The sequence below is a fragment of the Bacteroides sp. genome (assembly GCF_028690125.1).
Lineage (GTDB): Bacteria > Bacteroidota > Bacteroidia > Bacteroidales > Bacteroidaceae > Bacteroides.
Genome location: NZ_JAQVBV010000012.1, coordinates 68,216 through 86,720 on the forward strand (window position 1 = coordinate 68,216; position 18,505 = coordinate 86,720).

At 34.4% G+C, this 18,505-nt stretch carries 14 protein-coding genes; 3 read left to right on the forward strand and 11 right to left on the reverse strand.

Translation table 11 applies throughout. The annotated features are described in order from the left end of the window. Positions 1-61: 61 nt before the first annotated feature. Complete coding sequence (locus PHO71_RS10095; protein ID WP_300202573.1) at positions 62-1,582, forward strand: arylsulfatase; 1,521 nt, start codon at positions 62-64, stop codon at positions 1,580-1,582. A 211-nt stretch (positions 1,583-1,793) separates the two neighbouring features. On the opposite strand, the gene fsa is transcribed toward PHO71_RS10095, so the two are convergent. The 3 genes from fsa to gpmA all read right to left on the reverse strand — a co-directional run bounded on the left by fsa (position 1,794) and on the right by gpmA (position 4,348). Further along, a complete protein-coding gene (fsa, locus tag PHO71_RS10100) occupies positions 1,794-2,450 on the reverse strand; it encodes a fructose-6-phosphate aldolase (RefSeq protein WP_300202575.1) in 657 nt (218 codons plus the stop codon). A 62-nt stretch (positions 2,451-2,512) separates the two neighbouring features. Continuing rightward, on the reverse strand, positions 2,513-3,565 hold the full coding sequence (locus PHO71_RS10105; protein WP_300202578.1) for a class I fructose-bisphosphate aldolase: 1,053 nt from the start codon (positions 3,563-3,565) through the stop codon (positions 2,513-2,515). A 36-nt stretch (positions 3,566-3,601) separates the two neighbouring features. Beyond that, a complete protein-coding gene (gpmA, locus tag PHO71_RS10110; protein ID WP_300202580.1) occupies positions 3,602-4,348 on the reverse strand; it encodes a 2,3-diphosphoglycerate-dependent phosphoglycerate mutase in 747 nt (248 codons plus the stop codon). A 243-nt stretch (positions 4,349-4,591) separates the two neighbouring features. Between gpmA and PHO71_RS10115 the strand changes: the two genes are divergently transcribed. Together PHO71_RS10115 and PHO71_RS10120 are read left to right on the forward strand one after the other, a co-directional pair. Further along, the gene (locus PHO71_RS10115) at positions 4,592-6,412 is read left to right on the forward strand and encodes a PAS domain-containing hybrid sensor histidine kinase/response regulator (RefSeq protein ID WP_300202726.1); all 1,821 of its coding nucleotides are present in this window, start codon (positions 4,592-4,594) and stop codon (positions 6,410-6,412) included. A 15-nt stretch (positions 6,413-6,427) separates the two neighbouring features. After that, complete coding sequence (locus tag PHO71_RS10120) at positions 6,428-6,601, forward strand: hypothetical protein (protein WP_300202583.1); 174 nt, start codon at positions 6,428-6,430, stop codon at positions 6,599-6,601. Between the two features lie 121 nt (positions 6,602-6,722). Here the strand turns inward: PHO71_RS10120 and PHO71_RS10125 are convergent, their stop codons facing one another. The 8 genes from PHO71_RS10125 to PHO71_RS10160 form a co-directional block, all read right to left on the reverse strand. Further along, positions 6,723-9,323 carry a hypothetical protein gene (locus tag PHO71_RS10125; RefSeq protein WP_300202584.1) on the reverse strand — a complete coding sequence of 867 codons (2,601 nt, stop codon included), beginning with the start codon at positions 9,321-9,323 and terminating at the stop codon, positions 6,723-6,725. Positions 9,324-9,374: 51 nt separating this feature from the next. After that, on the reverse strand, positions 9,375-10,256 hold the full coding sequence (locus tag PHO71_RS10130; RefSeq protein WP_300202586.1) for an energy transducer TonB: 882 nt from the start codon (positions 10,254-10,256) through the stop codon (positions 9,375-9,377). A gap of 110 nt (positions 10,257-10,366) precedes the next feature. Continuing rightward, the gene (gene glf / locus PHO71_RS10135; RefSeq protein ID WP_300202589.1) at positions 10,367-11,479 is read right to left on the reverse strand and encodes a UDP-galactopyranose mutase; all 1,113 of its coding nucleotides are present in this window, start codon (positions 11,477-11,479) and stop codon (positions 10,367-10,369) included. A 49-nt stretch (positions 11,480-11,528) separates the two neighbouring features. After that, on the reverse strand, positions 11,529-13,466 hold the full coding sequence (locus PHO71_RS10140; protein ID WP_300202592.1) for a glycosyltransferase: 1,938 nt from the start codon (positions 13,464-13,466) through the stop codon (positions 11,529-11,531). A gap of 183 nt (positions 13,467-13,649) precedes the next feature. After that, positions 13,650-14,729: a hypothetical protein gene (locus tag PHO71_RS10145; protein ID WP_300202594.1), complete on the reverse strand. Its 1,080-nt coding sequence runs from the start codon at positions 14,727-14,729 to the stop codon at positions 13,650-13,652. A 1-nt stretch (position 14,730) separates the two neighbouring features. Beyond that, entirely contained in the window at positions 14,731-16,599 is a 1,869-nt protein-coding gene (locus PHO71_RS10150; protein ID WP_300202596.1) for a glycosyltransferase family 2 protein, read from the reverse strand. Positions 16,600-16,606: 7 nt separating this feature from the next. Then, positions 16,607-17,515, reverse strand: a complete 909-nt coding sequence (locus tag PHO71_RS10155; protein ID WP_300202598.1) for a hypothetical protein — start codon at positions 17,513-17,515, stop codon at positions 16,607-16,609. A gap of 18 nt (positions 17,516-17,533) precedes the next feature. Next, entirely contained in the window at positions 17,534-18,250 is a 717-nt protein-coding gene (locus PHO71_RS10160; protein ID WP_300202601.1) for a glycosyltransferase family 32 protein, read from the reverse strand. Positions 18,251-18,505: the final 255 nt, after the last annotated feature.

Sequence of the window (18,505 nt, forward strand, 5' to 3'; positions counted from 1 at the left end):
TTAACACATATTCATCCGAAAGTCGTATCTTTGTTCTAAATACCTCCAAAATATGAATATTATGAATTACCATTCACTTTCAGTGGTTAGTGGTGCATTATTACTATCCACATTATCTACCCATGCACAAGAAAACCATGCTAAGCCCAATATTATTTTTATTCTTTGTGACGACATGGGTTATGGAGATTTAGGATGTTACGGTCAGCCATCTATCCAGACTCCTCATTTGGATACTATGGCTAGTGAAGGAATGCGGTTTACACAAGCATATGCAGGTAGCCCGGTCAGTGCTCCTTCCAGAGCTTCGTTTATGACCGGACAGCATACAGGACATTGTGAGGTCAGGGGAAATAAAGAATATTGGAAGAACGTATCCACCGTGATGTATGGCAACAACAAAGAATACTCTGTAGTAGGCCAACATCCTTATGACCCCAATCACGTTATTCTACCTGAGATTATGAAAGATAACGGATATACCACCGGTATGTTCGGCAAATGGGCAGGAGGATATGAAGGCTCCTGTTCTACTCCCGACAAACGGGGGATTGATGAATATTTCGGATATATCTGTCAGTTTCAAGCGCATTTGTATTATCCTAATTTTCTCAACCGATATAGTAAAACATTAGGCGACACAGGCGTTGTACGCGTCGTGATGAATGAAAATATAAAATATCCGATGTATGGTCCCGAATATCATAAAAGACCCCAATATTCTGCTGATATAATTCATCAGAAAGCAATGGAATGGCTGGATCAACAAGAGAGCCAACAACCATTCTTCGGAGTATTCACCTATACTTTGCCTCATGCAGAACTGGTTCAGCCAGAGGACTCTATCTTGAACGGGTATAAAACAAAGTTCAGTCCGGATAAAAGTTTCGAAGGAAGTGAGGGATCAAGATACAATGCAATTACCCATGTACATGCTCAATTTGCAGGTATGATCACAAGATTAGATTATTACGTCGGAGAAGTATTGAAAAAATTAAAAGAGAAAGGTTTGGACCAAAATACATTAGTTATCTTTTCCAGTGATAACGGCCCCCATGAAGAAGGCGGAGCAGATCCGACTTTTTTTGGTAGAGACGGAAAACTAAGAGGATTAAAACGACAATGTTATGAAGGGGGAATCCGCATACCTTTTATCGCTCGTTGGCCCGGACATATTCCTGCCGGTACAGTAAATGATCACATTTGCGCTTTCTACGATTTAATGCCCACTTTCTGCGAATTAATCGGTGTAAAAAACTATGAAAAGAAATATGCCGATCCGCAAAAAGCCATTAACTATTTTGACGGAATATCCTTTGCTCCCACTTTATTAGGAAAGACGGGACAGAAAGAACATGGCTTTTTATATTGGGAGTTTAACGAAACAGATCAGATCGGTCTGAGAATGGGTAACTGGAAGTTAGTCGTAAAAAAGGGAGAGCCTTATTTATATAATCTCGCAACTGATATGCACGAGGACAATAATGTAGCAGCAGAACATCCGGACATTTTAAATCAAATGATTTTCATTATCCATACACAACATACACCTAATCCCCACTTCTACGTAACATTACCATAACCAACCACTGTTACATTTATTATATATATCAAAAGCTATACAATATTAACTTTTAGACGCAGATAACACAGATAAAGACGTTTTATTAAGAACTTAGAAAACTAATTTAATCTCAAAAATCCGTGTTATCTGGGTCATCCGCGTCTAAAAATCTTTTTATAATATCCTATATTACTTTCAACACAGGTCCATACGTATATCTAACCTTTAACTACCCGTTTACCTTCTTATAATCTTCCAGAAATTTCTTTAATCCTGCATCCGTCAGCGGATGATTTAATAATCCTACAATTGCATTCAATGGACATGTAGCCACATCTGCACCCGCTTCCATACACTCTATAATATGTTTGGTATTGCGAATTGAAGCAGCTAATACCTGCGTTTTATAATTATAAAAATGATACATACGCACAATCTCCGCAATCAGTCCTACTCCATTTTCACAAATATCATCCAAACGACCGACAAAAGGCGATACATAGGTAGCACCGGCCTTAGCAGCCAATAAAGCCTGTCCAATTGAAAAAACAAGTGTGCAGTTAGTCCGAATCCCCTTTTCGGTAAAATACTTGATAGCTTTGATTCCATCAGCAATACAAGGTACTTTTACTACAATATGTGGATTGAGAGCCGCAAGTTCTTCACCTTCACGAATCATTCCCTCATAATCCGTAGCTATTACCTCTGCACTCACATCACCATTGACAATGTCACATATCTCAATGTAATGTTCATGCTGATTGCGGACTCCTTTGATACCTTCCTTTGCCATCAGCGAAGGATTAGTTGTCACTCCATCGAGTACTCCAAGATCATACGCCTCCCGGATTTGCTCTAAATTAGCTGTGTCAATAAAAAATTTCATACTTCTAAGTTATTTATGGATTAACTATCTGACTTCAAAGATAATAAATAGTTTTTTATAAATCAAGCAATTGTAATTTCTGGATCAAGATATACATCCTGAATGGCGTTTAATAATTCCACTCCTTTATTCATCTGTTTCTGGAAAGCTTTACGTCCACTAATTAACCCCATGCCACCAGCACGCTTATTCACTACAGCTGTTATAACAGCATCGCGTAAATCAGAGGCTCCATGAGATTCTCCACCAGAGTTAATCAAGCCAACACGTCCCAAATATCCATTCGCAACCTGATAACGGCAAAGGTCAATAGGATGTTCTGAAGCTAATTCCGTATACATACGTTCATCTACCTTACCAAAATTAATAGCTTTAAATCCACCGTTATTAGTAGGAAGTTTCTGCTTTACAATATCAGCCTTAATAGTAACGCCCAAACGGTCGGCTTGTCCGGTAAGGTCAGCTGCTGAATGATAATCAATCCCGTCTTTTTTAAAGTCGTTATTACGCAAATAACACCACAAAACAGTTGCCATACCCAATTCATGAGCCTGTTCAAAAGCCTCAGCTATTTCCACCAACTGCCGCCGGCTTTGTTCTGAACCGAAATAAATGGTAGCTCCCACTGCCACAGCTCCCATATTCCAAGCCTCTTTAACCGTTCCGAAAAGAACTTGATCATAACTATTGGGGTAGGATAACAGCTCATTGTGATTCAATTTCACTACGAAAGGTATTTTGTGAGCATATTTACGAGCTACAGAACCTAAAACACCAAAGGTAGAAGCCACTGCATTACAACCTCCTTCAATAGCCAATTTTACAATATTCTCCGGATCAAAATAAATCGGATTCGGGGCAAAAGAAGCTCCGGCAGTATGTTCGATATCCTGATCAACAGGTAAAATGGACACATAACCGGTATTCGCTAACCGTCCATGTCCTAAAAGAGTTTGCAGGCTGTTCAATACTCGTGTATTCCTGTCGGAATCAATCCAGATTTTATCTACTGTATCCGGAGAAGGAATATGGATCAATGACTTATCAATAGTCTTGCAGGCATGGTCCAGATAATAACTGGCCTTATTACCTAGTAAATCAATAATTTTACTCATAATAAAATAATTTAGTTCAGACAAATGTCTTATATGTTATTTTTTCTTTCCCTGATTAGCTACAGCTTCCATCAGTTTTTTTATTTCTTCCGGATTTCCAAGGAAGTAGTCATTTGCAACATTCAAATTGTCATCAAATTCAAATACATATGGAACGGCTGTCGGCAAATTCAGTTTTACAATATCTTCATCAGAAATATGCTTCAGATGTTTGATAATTCCTCTCAAGCTATTACCATGAGCAACTACCAACAAAGTATGTACTTTTTTCAAGTTTGGAAATATATCCGATTCCCAGTAAGGCATAATACGATTTATCGTATCTTTCAAGGATTCCGTACGAGGCAATTCGACATCCGGCACTTCATGGTAACGATAATCAAAACGAGGATTTCTCAGATCACTCTCTGATAATGGATTAGGAGCAATATCATAACTACGTCGCCAGATCAAAACTTGTTCTTCACCATATTTCTCAGCCGTTTCAGCTTTATTCAATCCTTGAAGATCACCATAATGCTTTTCATTCAGCCGCCAACTCTTTTCTACCGGAATCCAATCCAGATCCATCTTGTCCAGTACACAGTTCAGCGTTTTAACGGCACGTTTCAAATAAGAGGTATAAGCTTTATCAAAATTGAAGCCATATTCTTTGAGAGTAATTCCCGCTTTATTGGCTTCTTCAATTCCTTTTTCCGTAAGGTCTACATCAGTCCAACCCGTAAAACGGTTTTCTTTGTTCCATGCACTTTCTCCATGACGAAGTAATACAATTTTTTTCATCTATTTTCCTTTCTTTTTTCTATTAGAACACTTTTATTGTCTCATTGATTTAGAACACTTCATGCTTTCACAAAGTTCATAATAGAAATAGAAGTAGTCAATACCTAAAAACTATGATAAACATAAGCACAATTCAACCAAAATGCTTAATTTTATCCACCCAATAAGATATTACATAAACTTAAACGAAACAAGATATTGGAAACAAATAAACAAAACGAATGTGAGTTCTTATATAAATTAATGAATAATGCTCACATTGGCTGGTGGATAGCAGATTTGAAATCAGAGACATACTTTTGTTCTGATTTCGTCACCCGGTTACTAGGGCTGGATGAAACTCGTACAATAAGTTTCCAAGACTTCAACAGCCGTATCCTGAAGGAGGATCATAATCATACCAACTCATTATCTTTCCATGAATTACAAAAAACAATCGAAGAAGTTTATTTGCTCGGAACGATTCAAGGTAATATATGGGTTCGAAGTAAAATTAGCTATCAAGAAACAGATGAAGAAGGCTACATAAAAATATACGGCATCTTAGAGACACAAGATGGACCTCGAATCGCTTCTGCTGATCAAGCATTACAAAATAGCGAACGCATCCTTCACAATATTTATAAAAATCTGCCTGTAAGCATTGAATTATATGACAAGAACGGAAACTTGATTGATTTAAATAAAAAAGAACTCGAAATGCTCCGTTTAGTCAGCAAAGAAAATATCTTAGGAATCAATATATTCAAGAACCCTGTACTTCCGGAAGAGATAAAACAAAAGCTCAAAGATCATGAAGATGCAGATTTCTCATACCGATACGACTTCTCCAAAATCAACGGATATTATAAATCGGAGACAGTAACCGGAGGTATTGACTTGATGACAAGAGTTACAACATTATATGATCATAGCCATCAACTTACAAACTATTTGTTAATCAATGTAGACCAGACCGAAAACACGATTGCTTATAATAAAATTCAAGAATTTAAAAGTTTCTTTGATCTAATAGGAAATTATGCCAAAGTAGGATATGCACTTTTCAATATACAAAGTCGAAAAGGATATGCTCTTGACAGTTGGTATAAAAACATGGGAGAGAAGAAAGGTACTCCTTTAGCAGAAATTATTGGTATTTACTCACATTTCCACCCTGAAGATCAAGCGCGTTTACTTAGTTATTTTCCGGAAATATTAAATGGAAATAAAAATCAGGTTTTTACTGATGTTCGAATATGCAGAGAAGATGGAAATTATAGCTGGACACGAATCAATGCAATAGTCAGAGACTATCGCCCACAGGATAATATTATTGAAATGATTTGTATCAACTTTGATATCACCGAGTTGAAAGAAACAGAACACAAACTCATAAAAGCTAAAGAAAAAGCAGAAGAAGCTGACCGGTTAAAGTCATCATTTCTTGCAAACATGAGTCATGAGATACGAACTCCTCTCAATGCCATCGTCGGATTTTCCAGTATGTTACTTGAGACAACTAACAAAGAAGAAAAATTAGAATACGCCAATATCATTGAAAAAAATAATCAGCTCCTATTACAGTTGATTTCAGATATTCTCGATTTATCGAAGATTGAAGCCGGTACTTTCGATATAATTATGGAAAAGATAGATGCACGACAACTTTGCCATGAATTAGTCCAAACAATGCAACTAAAAGCCAAGCCTAATGTAGAACTTCGGTTAGCTCCCAATTTGCCTGAACTTAGCTTCATCAGTGACAAAAATAGAGTACGTCAGGTTTTACTGAACTTTATAACCAATGCTCTAAAATTTACCATGGAGGGCAACATTACCATTAGCTACCAGACAGATGGAAAAACTGCAAAATTTTCCGTTCAAGATACAGGAATTGGTATTGCTCCCGAGAAACAACAAAGTGTATTCAACCGATTTGTAAAACTCAATAGCTTTATTTCGGGTACAGGTCTTGGACTTTCTATCTGCCAGAGTATCATTACACAATTGGGAGGAGAAATAGGTGTAAAATCAGAGTTGGGAAAAGGATCCTGTTTTTGGTTTACACATCCATTGAATTAACACAATATACTTTTTATGCAACAGCCTCAATATATTCACATTGAAGGTGCCCAAAGTATAGTTATCTTCATTCACGGCATTGTAGAAGGACCGAACCAATTTCTCCATTTAATGGGTATTGGAAGCTCCGCAGGATACTCCGTTGCCTCTTTATTACTACCCGGACATGGTGGTAGTAGCAAAGAATAAGATCTCTTCTTTATTTATTCATGCAGAAAAGAGTGTAGAGACTTTATATGCTTTTTTCTTTCGTTTCCTAAAAAACAGAAAATAATTCACGATGACTATAATTATATTTTCCCTTATTTTTCTATTCCACATTAGCACTAAGGTACGTGATATGACCAATCAATCCACCTTTCAACATGTCTACCTGTATCACAATTGGATTAGAATATTGCTCATTATAACAATTGATGATAGCTTTTCCATCCTCATTAGTCTCTACAGAGGGATCCCAATACAATGTCCGCCGATTATATTGTGACGGAGTGTCTGGTATCAGATCATCATAAGCGGATGCATAAAACTCCAATGGTCGGGTATAACCCTGTATAAACGTACGCCGAGTTCCTCTTGCGGCTCTCATACTTTTATTCATCAAATCCTTATAAGGAAGAGGAATAATGTAGATCGCAATATAAGTATCAAGATCACTAACATTAGTCGAGCCATCATCTTCCTTCGCAAAAAGAAATGGTGAGCCGGACGACTCGTTTGATAAAGATTTGGAATTACCAATAATATAATCATTAAAAGCTTTTCCTCCTTCACAAATCACAATCTTTTCAATACCGTCTATCTCTGTTTCCATCATTTTTCTTTCTATAGGAGAAAGAATATGATTATTCATTATATAACGAATACGTCGATTTTTATATTCACTGCCATCCGTAGTACGATTCCAAGTAAAGTCAGGATTGACCATATCCATAAACTCATTAATCGTAAATACATCCTTACCCTTATCACGCAACTCATCTACCATCTGGGCAACATAATAATAAGCATCTACACTTTTTTCAAATACATCCGTCGTCAAATTATCTTCTTTACGTTTTCGTGTTATTTCCACCTCATCAAGTAAATATTGATGTTCACCATCTTTACTAATAGAATCCAGATACAGAGAATCCGCACGATCTGCCATACTAGTCCATATATCTTTATTCATCCGTTGTGGATACCACTCCTGAGAAGCATATCTTCGCGGTATAGGTGAGAAGTTACGATCAATAAAAACAGATCTATCGGTCCTTATCTTAGCAGTGGGACTACTCGTTTGGAATATAGCTTCTCTGATACCTTCAAAATCAGCAATAGGGATACTAAAGCGCCCATGCTCACCTGTTTTCGTTTTTCCAATAACGAAGTCCTCATCTTCTTTCACAGTAATAATCATATCTAAATTCTCCTTTTCCTTCTTTAGTACAGAAGACTTAATTTGTCCATCCAGCCAAAGATCAGTTTCCACCTTTTGTAAAAGATGTGGAGGTTCATTCGCAATAATAGATGACATATCATACTTTCGCCAACCATGTATCATCATTACCAAATCCAACTCTCGAAGCTTTTGAGTAGTTATATCAGTAAAATAATATCCAGGTTGATGAATATATCCTTTCAGATCAGATGTCAGTAGCATATCAGTAAAAAGATTATTATCATACTCAGCATAATCCGAACGTACAGCATCACGAATAGCAACAGAGAAAGTTCCCCTTACGGGTTTACCCTGTTTATCTGTCACCTGCACTTCACATTGAATCGGCTTATAAGGTAAATATACACCTTGAGTTCCCGAAACAGACATTAAAAGTTTATCTTTAGGTTGAACAAAACAAAAACGTTCACACAACGTTTCTCCACTTTTATTCAATAAAGTAATCTGGTATACTCCACCAGGAAAATCCCGAGTTCTTATCAAAAAGCCTAATGGATCATTTTTGGGGCTCCGAAATGCCTTATATACATATGGACGTCCATCTTTACTTATAAACACAGCTATATCGTCTTCTGGCGTAATGGAATTACAACTTACTGAAACAAATAGACCACCGGCAGCATCATATACACTCATCACATATCCAGCAGACAAAGCAGTCGGCAGAGGAAAAGAATATTCTTTCCCCTTATAATTCACTTTAGTTAAAGCAACATCTTTACCAGCTGTAGGTGTGTATGAAAAGATTCCCATACCGTCCCGTTGTGTTTCCAGCTTCGCTAATTCGTTACCCAACTTATCCACAACCGTCCCAAATAGTTGAACTTCCTTATCCTCCTTACTCTCGACTTTAAAAGCCACACGAGAAGTAATCCCTTCTACCAAAGAACCTCCTTCGGGAAAAAACTGAATAGCAAGTTTACCTTTCGCTCCCTCCAGACGCTTATTCATTGATTTATTCAAATCATAATTTGTCACTATTTGCTTAGGATGTTCTCCTTGTTCTGATTGATAGATAGGTAAAACACGGGAAAAATAATTTGGTTGATCAAAAGCAAGCATCCATCTTGTATATGCTCTGATTTCATAAAAGCCAGACATAAAAGATTTATCCAAGATAAGCTGTCCACATCCTTCTCCATTGTTTAATTTCACAATGTGCTTTTGTGCAACATACCCAGATTGGTCAAGCAATTCCACATACAGAGGTTTGCTAATAGGACTTGGTGTTGTATGTTCGGCTAATGTCACATACGCTTTAAACCAAATAGTATCTCCCACATAATAACTAGTATTATCCAAATGCAGATATGCTTTTTCCCTCGGATAACTATTTGCAAAAGCGATTGCCCTATCGAAATAGGAATGAAAAATAGAATCAGCATCAGAGACAGGTGACATAGCCCAAGTACTTCCGAATCTTCCCAAAAACGCCAAAACAAACAATAATAAACAGCGTATATTCATAATTTTAGAACTTTATTATCCAATCCCAAACTTAACTAAAAAATGTTTGAACTATGGCAATTTAAAATCCACTATTACTGAAGTCCAAATATTCTGTATTGTGTCTCCTTTTTTTCCCGGAGTCCACTTTGGCATATTGTTTACTATACGAAGAGCTTCGGCATCGAGTCGGGAGGATACTCCCCGCTTCACTTCTACCATTTTTCGGCTACCATCCTTTAGAACTACAAATTTAATCTCCACACTTCCCTGTTCTTTCTTTTTTATCGAAGCTTTTGGATATTTCACATTTTCTTTCAAATAAGTATCTAATGCTTCTTTTCCTCCAGGAAATTCTGGTTTAACGATTGTATCATTCTCACCTCCTGTGGTTAAATTAGAAACTTTATTGAGAAATTGCCCCATCGTAATTACATTCGGATCACGATACTCATCTTTGGGAGGGCGAAAGGTCACAGGAATCGTATAACGGACACTAACTGGTTCACCCTTATTTTTTCCAGGAATCCATTTCGGCATAGTTTCAACAGCAATTATTGCCTCTTTATCCAAATATGGTTCAAGACCACGTGCAATTTTCACATCAGAAACCTTACCATCCTTTCTCACTATAAGTTGTACAATCACCCGTCCTTCTATTTTCTGAAGCTCTACTGGATACTGAATTTTATTAGCTAAATATTCCAACATAGCTTTTTGTCCTCCTGGAAAAATTGGCATTTCTTCTGCAACTTCATAAATAGAATCAATATTTACTTTGGGTAGAGAAATTGAATCAGACATCTGCGCCAACTCAATCTGTACATAATTTCTATCGGGACAGAAACTAATAACTCTTGATGATGCCTCAGCATCCCCTAATGTAATCATAAAAGCAGCTACCAGAATTATCCTGTTAGTTCTTTTAGTCTGTTTTTTTTGTAGGTTTCTCATTATTCTAAACAGAATTTAAGTTTTAATCTTTCAAATATCCGGAAAAACAAATACAAACATGAATAATATCTATTCAAAAAATAGTAAAATTGTGTATTTCGCATAAAAAATTACCTTTTTAATTCCAGTAAAGCTGCTAAATGTAATGCACGTTCAATAACCTGATCCATATTATAATACTTATATTCAGCAAGTCTCCCTCCGAAATACACATTTAGCTGTTGTCGGGATAACTCACTATATTTTTCGTAAAGAACATTATTCTTATCATTATTAATAGGATAATAAGGTTCATCACCTAATTGAAAAGTCAAAGGATACTCTTTAGTAATCACAGTATCCGGCTGACAACCGAATTCAAAATGTTTATGTTCAATTATGCGTGTAAAAGGAGTTTCCGAATCCGTATAATTGACTACTGCATTACCTTGGAAATTAGCTTGATTCTCTAATTCAGTTGTTTCAAATCGCAAACTGCGATATTCCAAAGCACCGTAGCAATAGTCAAAGTATCGGTCAATCTCTCCTGTATAAACTACCGCATCAGCTAAACTATTCAGATATCCTTTATCTGAAAAATAATCAGTACCCAATACAACCTCACTTCCTGATAACATCTCTTCTATGATGGGAGTATATCCTCCAATGGGAATCCCCTGATATTTATCATCAAAATAGTTATTATCAAAAGTAAAACGTACTGGTAAACGCCGAATGATAAAAGCTGGAAGATCAACAGCTTTTTTTCCCCATTGTTTTTCCGTATATCCCTTTATTAACTTTTCATAAATATCCTTTCCCACAAGGGATATAGCCTGTTCTTCTAAATTAGACGGAGCTTCTATACCTGCTTCTCTCCTCTGAGATTCTATTTTCTCTAAAGCCTCAGCAGGAGTTATCACTCCCCACATTCGACAAAATGTATTCATATTAAAGGGCAAATTATATAGTTCACCTTTATAATTTGCCAATGGAGAATTGGTATATCTATTAAATTCACTAAATGAATTCAAGTAATCCCATACAACTTTATTATTAGTATGAAAGATGTGAGCTCCGTATTTGTGAACAATAATATCTTTCATTTTTTCAGTATAGATATTGCCTCCGAGGTGATTACGTTTATCAATCACTATACATAATTTCCCTTTTGCAGTCAATTCGTGTGCAACAACCGAACCAAATAATCCGCTACCAACTATTAAATAATCATATTTCTTCATATTATCATAAGATTCTGCTTAATATTAATTTTTATTTCAACATATATTATTATTTACTCAACAACTGATTAAATAATTCTTCATATTGCCTAGCTATTATTTTTATATCATATTTCTTTTCTATACAAATTCTTGCATTATTAGACAGCTCATCAATTAATTCTCTGCTACTTAGTGACCATTCTATTCCTTCCGATAAGTCTCTTTCATCAACATAACGAGCAAGATATCCGGTTTTCTTATGTTCTATTATACTCTCTGGCCCTGTTCCCAAGAAGGAAATAACAGGAGTTGCACATGCCATAGCCTCTGTTACAGTTTGTCCAAAGGCTTCCTCTAATGAGGGCACAATCATAACATCTGCTGCAGAATATGCCAATTGTAAGATATATTGGTCACGTATATATCCTAAAAATTTAGTTGGAATATCTAAATCTAGTACTTGTGTATCAGCACCAAAAACAACAAAATAATACTCATCTTTATGCTTCTCCGACAAAATCCGAAGAGCTTTTAGCAAGAATTGAAACCCCTTTCGAGGATCGAAAGCATTGATAGCACCAAAAAGAATAATTTTTTTATTTAATGAAATTTTCAAAGCCTTTCTTGCAATCTGCTTATTTACTGGATAATACAATTCAAGATCTAAGCCATTAGGAATAACATGAACTTCTTTATCTTTTAATAAAACACTATTTTCCACAACATTTTTCATCCAAAGAGTAGGAACCACTACTGTCATATCTATTTTTTTCCAAGCTTCTTCTTTACGTTTCCAAATTTCATAAGATAAATCATTATCGTCAATAGATCCTAGTTTAGGACACTTCCCACATTCTGTAAGATACCTCTTACAATCCCCATAATAATAACAACCTCCAGTAAAAGCCCAGCAATCAGGTAATCGCCATATCACTTTCCCTTGAATTCTCCCAATGTCCTCAATAGTAACAAACCCACCATTAATTCCATGTAATACCACAATCTTCGGATTAAATTGTTCTATATTTTTAATCAGATCTATGCCGACTACAGCAGGAGAGAAACCATGCGTAGATATCGAATATTGAGGATAAACTTGAAGAGGTAACATATCACGATCATAACCGCAGATCTCATCCTTCTCTCTTGATGCAATATGAACTTCGTCAAATATATTCCTATTGGCAGTCATACCAGAATTCAATACTAACATTTTAGATCTAAGTCCAATTTTTCGTAGTCCCATATGAATTCTATAACCAGCATTAAAAGCTCCACCAACACACCCCACTGATGTACTTATGTATAATACATCAGTAAGTCTTTTAGGCATAATCCGGCCTTTATTTCTTTTTTCTTTTTTATAATAACAAATAGCATAAGCTTTTGAAGCTTTTTCTTGTATATAATCCTTTAAAAAAAGTTGATGTTCGCATATTTTAATTTCATATCTAGTACAAGGATTGCCTATACTAAAAGGTAGTATTGAAATTTCATCTTTAGCACTATATTTACAAAACATCTCATTTATAAAGGTATTTCCAGCTATTTCTATACAATGCTCTAAATTTTCTTTTAAATGCGATATTATAAACTTTAAAAATGGATGTTCTTTCTTTGAAATTACAATCGAATCAGAAAGTATCTGATTATTTATGTCATGAGGATCAGTAAATAAAGAAAAAGATACATCTTCTATCAAATGATCAAAAGGTTGAATACATTTAAAGTCTGAATCAACAAATACACCACCTTCACTATATAAGATAAAATTTCGAGCTACTCTCAATAAAAATTCATCATTTACATTATACTTAAATAAATCAGGGAAATTATTTTGAATTAATGTTTTGACATCTTGTAAACTCCAAAGTTTATATTGCCATAAAGGATGTTTCAGTATCCATGTGTCATATAAGGCAGATAAATAAACAGACAATTGAGAAGTATCATTTTCTTCTTGTATCTGATGTATTATTTGAGGTATTGTGTTTTTTATATCCATTTTGATTAAATTTAAAGTATTTAATTAACTTATTCAACCATATAATCTACATATTCTACTAAGTGTATTCAATCTCTCATTTCTTCTTTTCTTAATACAAAGAACAGTTTATATAATTCTGATATATCTTCTTTTAGAATCTTTTTCACAATATAATATATCATTTTTTTACCTATAATTTTATTACAATCTTTGATAGAATTCTTCTTCCCTCAATGATTGCAAATACTTCAAACATCGACTTTCCAAATCACCGAATAATGACTTGAAATCTAATAATGTTAAATCTCCTTCTAAATTCATCACATTCTTCGCTTTCTTAAAGTCTCTATATATAATATATATTTTCAGTACAGATTCTGCAGTAAATTTCTTGATTTTGTCCCATGTTTGATACTGGATATCGGTTTCATTCCACTTCAACAAGTTCCGATGTAGAAAAATAATACGACCATCAGGAGTATGTTGCGCCATTGTATGACCAATAAATAATCCATCTTCATCAATATATCCACATGATGCAACTTCATGTTTTATAAAATAAAAAGGGGTTTTCAAAGCTAACCACGCAAAACGAAATGTATCTTTGTCCCCAATCAAATAATTATAATAAATATGATTATTCATATTAAAATAAAGAGCCAAATTGAGTTCACGCCAACAAGTTTCTTTATTAATTAAAATCTGTCCACTTTCTTGTTCTTTATTACTGTTTGCAGGCACTCCCATTATTTCCCATATCTGATTGTTTTTATCTGTAGTCCAGAAATCCGGCCAAAACATTGCTCCGTACTCTTTATATTCTGGCAAATCAAATAGAAACTCAGGGTTCATTGTACAAATATTATCTGCATCCAAAAACAACACTTCTTTAAAATGACTAAATAATATTGCCATTGGTTTCATTACATAACCACTCATATCAGGAGAAATATCATAAAAATCTTCCACATTATGACATGTTACATTTAACTTCATCAATACTTCATCAAGTTCCGGAGTAATCTCATTTCCTCTATACCAAATTTCAATTGGAAGATTACAATCCAATTCATTCCGAAGAACATTTATCAATATCCAACAGCAGGTAAAATAGTTTTTACCACCAGCGCAAATAACAATCCCTCTCCCTTCAAAGTTATCTGGATAAGGTAATATATTATTAACAAAATCTTGCCAATGCTGAGTTATTACCTTTATATTTGATTTGGGTAAAACAAAATCCGTTGTTCTTATCCCATCTCGTTGAAAAACAAGTCTCATTTTATCTTTTTATTTTATTATATTCAACAATCTCCTTAAAAAATGAAATTAACTCAGGGACATAATAATCAAAACTAAATTCATAGCGTTGTTTCATCATGTTCTCCCGCAATACACTCATATAATGCCGATCTTTTAATTGATAGCAAAGATCATTCATATCTTTAAAAAATACCCCTACATTTTTTTGTCGGACAATATTTTGCATAGCTACAAGATGTTCTGAATTATTTTTCTGTATCATAGGTAACCCCGCCATAGCCAAAGTAGTCAGCCTGGCAGGAATATTCAAATCATTCCAGTTTGCATTCAACACATTTCCATTATTATGACTATCGAAACAATGGAGCCACCCTGCGTCATATTTCGAGAATTCCTTCACCCAATTCTCCGGTATACAATGAGGATGCAAATGAATATGCCTCGGTGCTCTATTCTTCAAATGATAAAGATACCCCATTTTATGATCATGATAATTTTCTGTATATACGTGAATATGGATATTCTGTTGTGATAGAACCTGCACATGTTCAGGAGTAATGCCTACTATTCTACCTGGTACTACAGTATGTATTTCATGATCTGATTCAGATATTAATCTTGAAAAATCATTCTTGAAATAATCTTTTTTAGGTAAATCACCATCTAAAATATAAGTTAATCCCATTTTGGGAATAAATTGCTCAAACCAAGATTTTACTTCCTCATTAATAAAAATATTGCCATCAGCATGAGAATATAAATAAACTAACTCTTTCCATTTCCCTTCACGAATAGCATGAAAAGCACTTTCTTTAAAATGCCAAACAAAAGGTATTTCCGGAAAATTCTTCCGTACTTCATAAGCCAGGGAAATTGCGCCGAAATTTAACAAACCATAAATTATGTCAGGCTTAATTTCCTTTATCTTATTTTTATAATCCTCATAAGGGATATCAATAACATTCCCAAAAGGGAGATGCCCGACAGTTGTGCTGCAATAAGTTGGTTTTTCTATCCAAAGTCCATACAACTGATGTCCAGCTTCTTCCAAAGCATATATTCTATCTGGATTGAATGCCAATTCCCCCACAACCAATATTTTTAATGAATCTTTAGAAGGTATTATTTTTCGTCTGAAATTCTTGTAAATTTCCTCTTCATCGGTAAATTTATAGTCTGATACTTGAATTTTAATAGGATCATTTACCTTATAAAAACTCCGATAATGATTAACACCTCCACCATATTTTTCACTAATAATCTTATGCCTTTGATTAGGATGATCTGTCCATAAAGCACTTATGCTACCCGTAGGTACAAAAGCTCCTTTATCCATCAACTTTTGCCAAAACATTCGATACAAATTATCAGTGACCCATTCTTGCCTCTCCAACCATTTATCATTAGTCTTCCGGTGTGCTGTTTGCACTAACTGAAGAGAATATCCTTCCCGTAAACCCAATGTTTCGTATTTTAATGGATGTGATGCTGCCGTATCATCAAGATCATATTTCATCCCACTATAAACCAATACGACATCAGACGATTGTTCAAATATTTCCTTTAAATCTATCAGATGATTCACATAAAAAAAATCATCAGAAGGGAGATATGCAATATAGTTGTATTTAGCAACAGCTAACCCTTGATTAATAGTATATCCCATACCTTTATTTTCCTTATTTCTTAAATAAACGATATTAGAATATTTCTCAAGATAATCCTCAATATTTTCTTTCGTATCATCTGTACAACCATCATCGACAATAATCAGTTCCCACTGACCATAACTCTGCCTCAGCAAACTCAAAATAGCCCGCCTTATATATTCTGACTGGTTATAAGTTGGCATAATTACTGAAAAGCCATCTATTTCATGTTTTTCCATATTCATCTCATTCTGATTTATATGCATTCATCAAATACAACCCTAACGGAACCATCAGTTCTATCACATTTTGTTGCCTATTAGTTGCAAGTTCCAATAGTTTAGGTATAACATGCACAATCAATTCATCTTTTTTCTGTGAAAAAAGAATTTGTTGCCACAATATCTTTTTATAAGCTTCCATATTCCAATTTCCACAACTCACCTTAGTCATTTTAATCAGTACTTCTTTTTTAAAAGGTATCGAATCATCCATTTGCTCCAATAAGTTTATAAGAATCGCAGAATCACCGAATAAATCATCATCTATATTGTAGCTCATTAAATAGCTTAAAATCCTCCATATTAGCCTAGAAACCTCTTCTGTATGCATATTTTGTTTTTTCAATTCAATCAGAAAATAAAGCATTGAATTTATTAGATCTAATGGTTTTTTCTTCTCATCATATATACTTAAACAATAATAATTACAAGTATTCAAAAGAGAGGATATCTTGTGATTATAATCGTCTAGCATATCTTTTTCTCTCGGTTTAGAAATAAGATAAAGGGCCGATGATAAAGTTGAAAAGCCTGTATCAAAATTTATAGATTCACTGCAGAAAATGTGGTATTCCAAATCCGTAAGTGTGTCTTTATCTACTTCCACAAAAGCATTGCGAATTAAGTAATTAATCCCCCAGCCAACTCCCGAAAGCCCTTGGTCTATACTGTTATTTTTTATTTTTCCAATATTATCCAAAACCTCACCTAACAAGTTATCTGCTATATCACTATACGTTTTAATGCCAGTATTTTTATAAAGTTCATAATAGAACAACACCGCACCCATTTTTCCTCCAATCAGTTCTATTTTTTTTATTTCTTGTAAATTAAGAGTTATAACATTAGCAATGTTCAATAATAGTTTATTCATGTTATTTATAGAGTAAATTTAACTTATCCAAGCTCCAAAGTAATAATGTATGGCATAAGCCTCTTTTATACTTTCCTCAAGTCGTTTATCCCAATGACCTTTTCTTGCCACATTAGCCATAGGAACATCAAATGGACTCACATAAGATGACGGTATTAAAAATATATCTTCTTGTTCTTCCTTTGTTTGATTCTTATATAAATCAATTAACATCCATTGTCCTGTTGTCTCAAATATATAATCTTTATTAGTTCCGATAGAAAAGGATAACCTTAAAATTTCCTCAGAGAAAATCTTTTCAATAATTTTCTTCATAAAACTATGCCCGGGAACAGAAGCCATAAGTGAGTTATTAAAAATAAAATCACGTTTAGCCATTCGGCAATGAGATGAAGGCTCCTGAGAAAAACAACAGTGTTTATCTTGCAATAATCCATCCATAGGTTTCAATGACTCGTAATCAAAATCTACATACATACCACCCATTTTATAGAGTATCAAGTACCTTATTACATCCCATCGTTGAACATTGTAAGGAAAATTATTATATGCCTCCCAATATTGAGGATAGTATTCCAATATAAATGAATTCATTTTAGTAGCATCCCAAAAGATATATTCCCAATTAGGATAATCATATCTCCAGGTTTCTGCCATTCTAGCAAAATGCTCAGGCAACGGTTCATCGATCCCCGACCAGATTTGATGTATTTTTCTAGGTATTGTTCCTTTCATCTATTGTATGATTTATTATTCAATTCTATTTTAACAACTAAATTTAATGCAAACATTATTATCTGATTCATATTATAAAAATTACATTCTACAAACCTTCCTCAAAATCAACTTTATTTCCTAATTGAGCCTATTCGTAATATTTCTCATATAAAGCATTATTCATTTACTATTTCCTGAGTAATTAACAAGATTCACAATCTATTTGGAATAGTTATTGTCAAAAAATGAAACATACGGATAAACGACAAACAT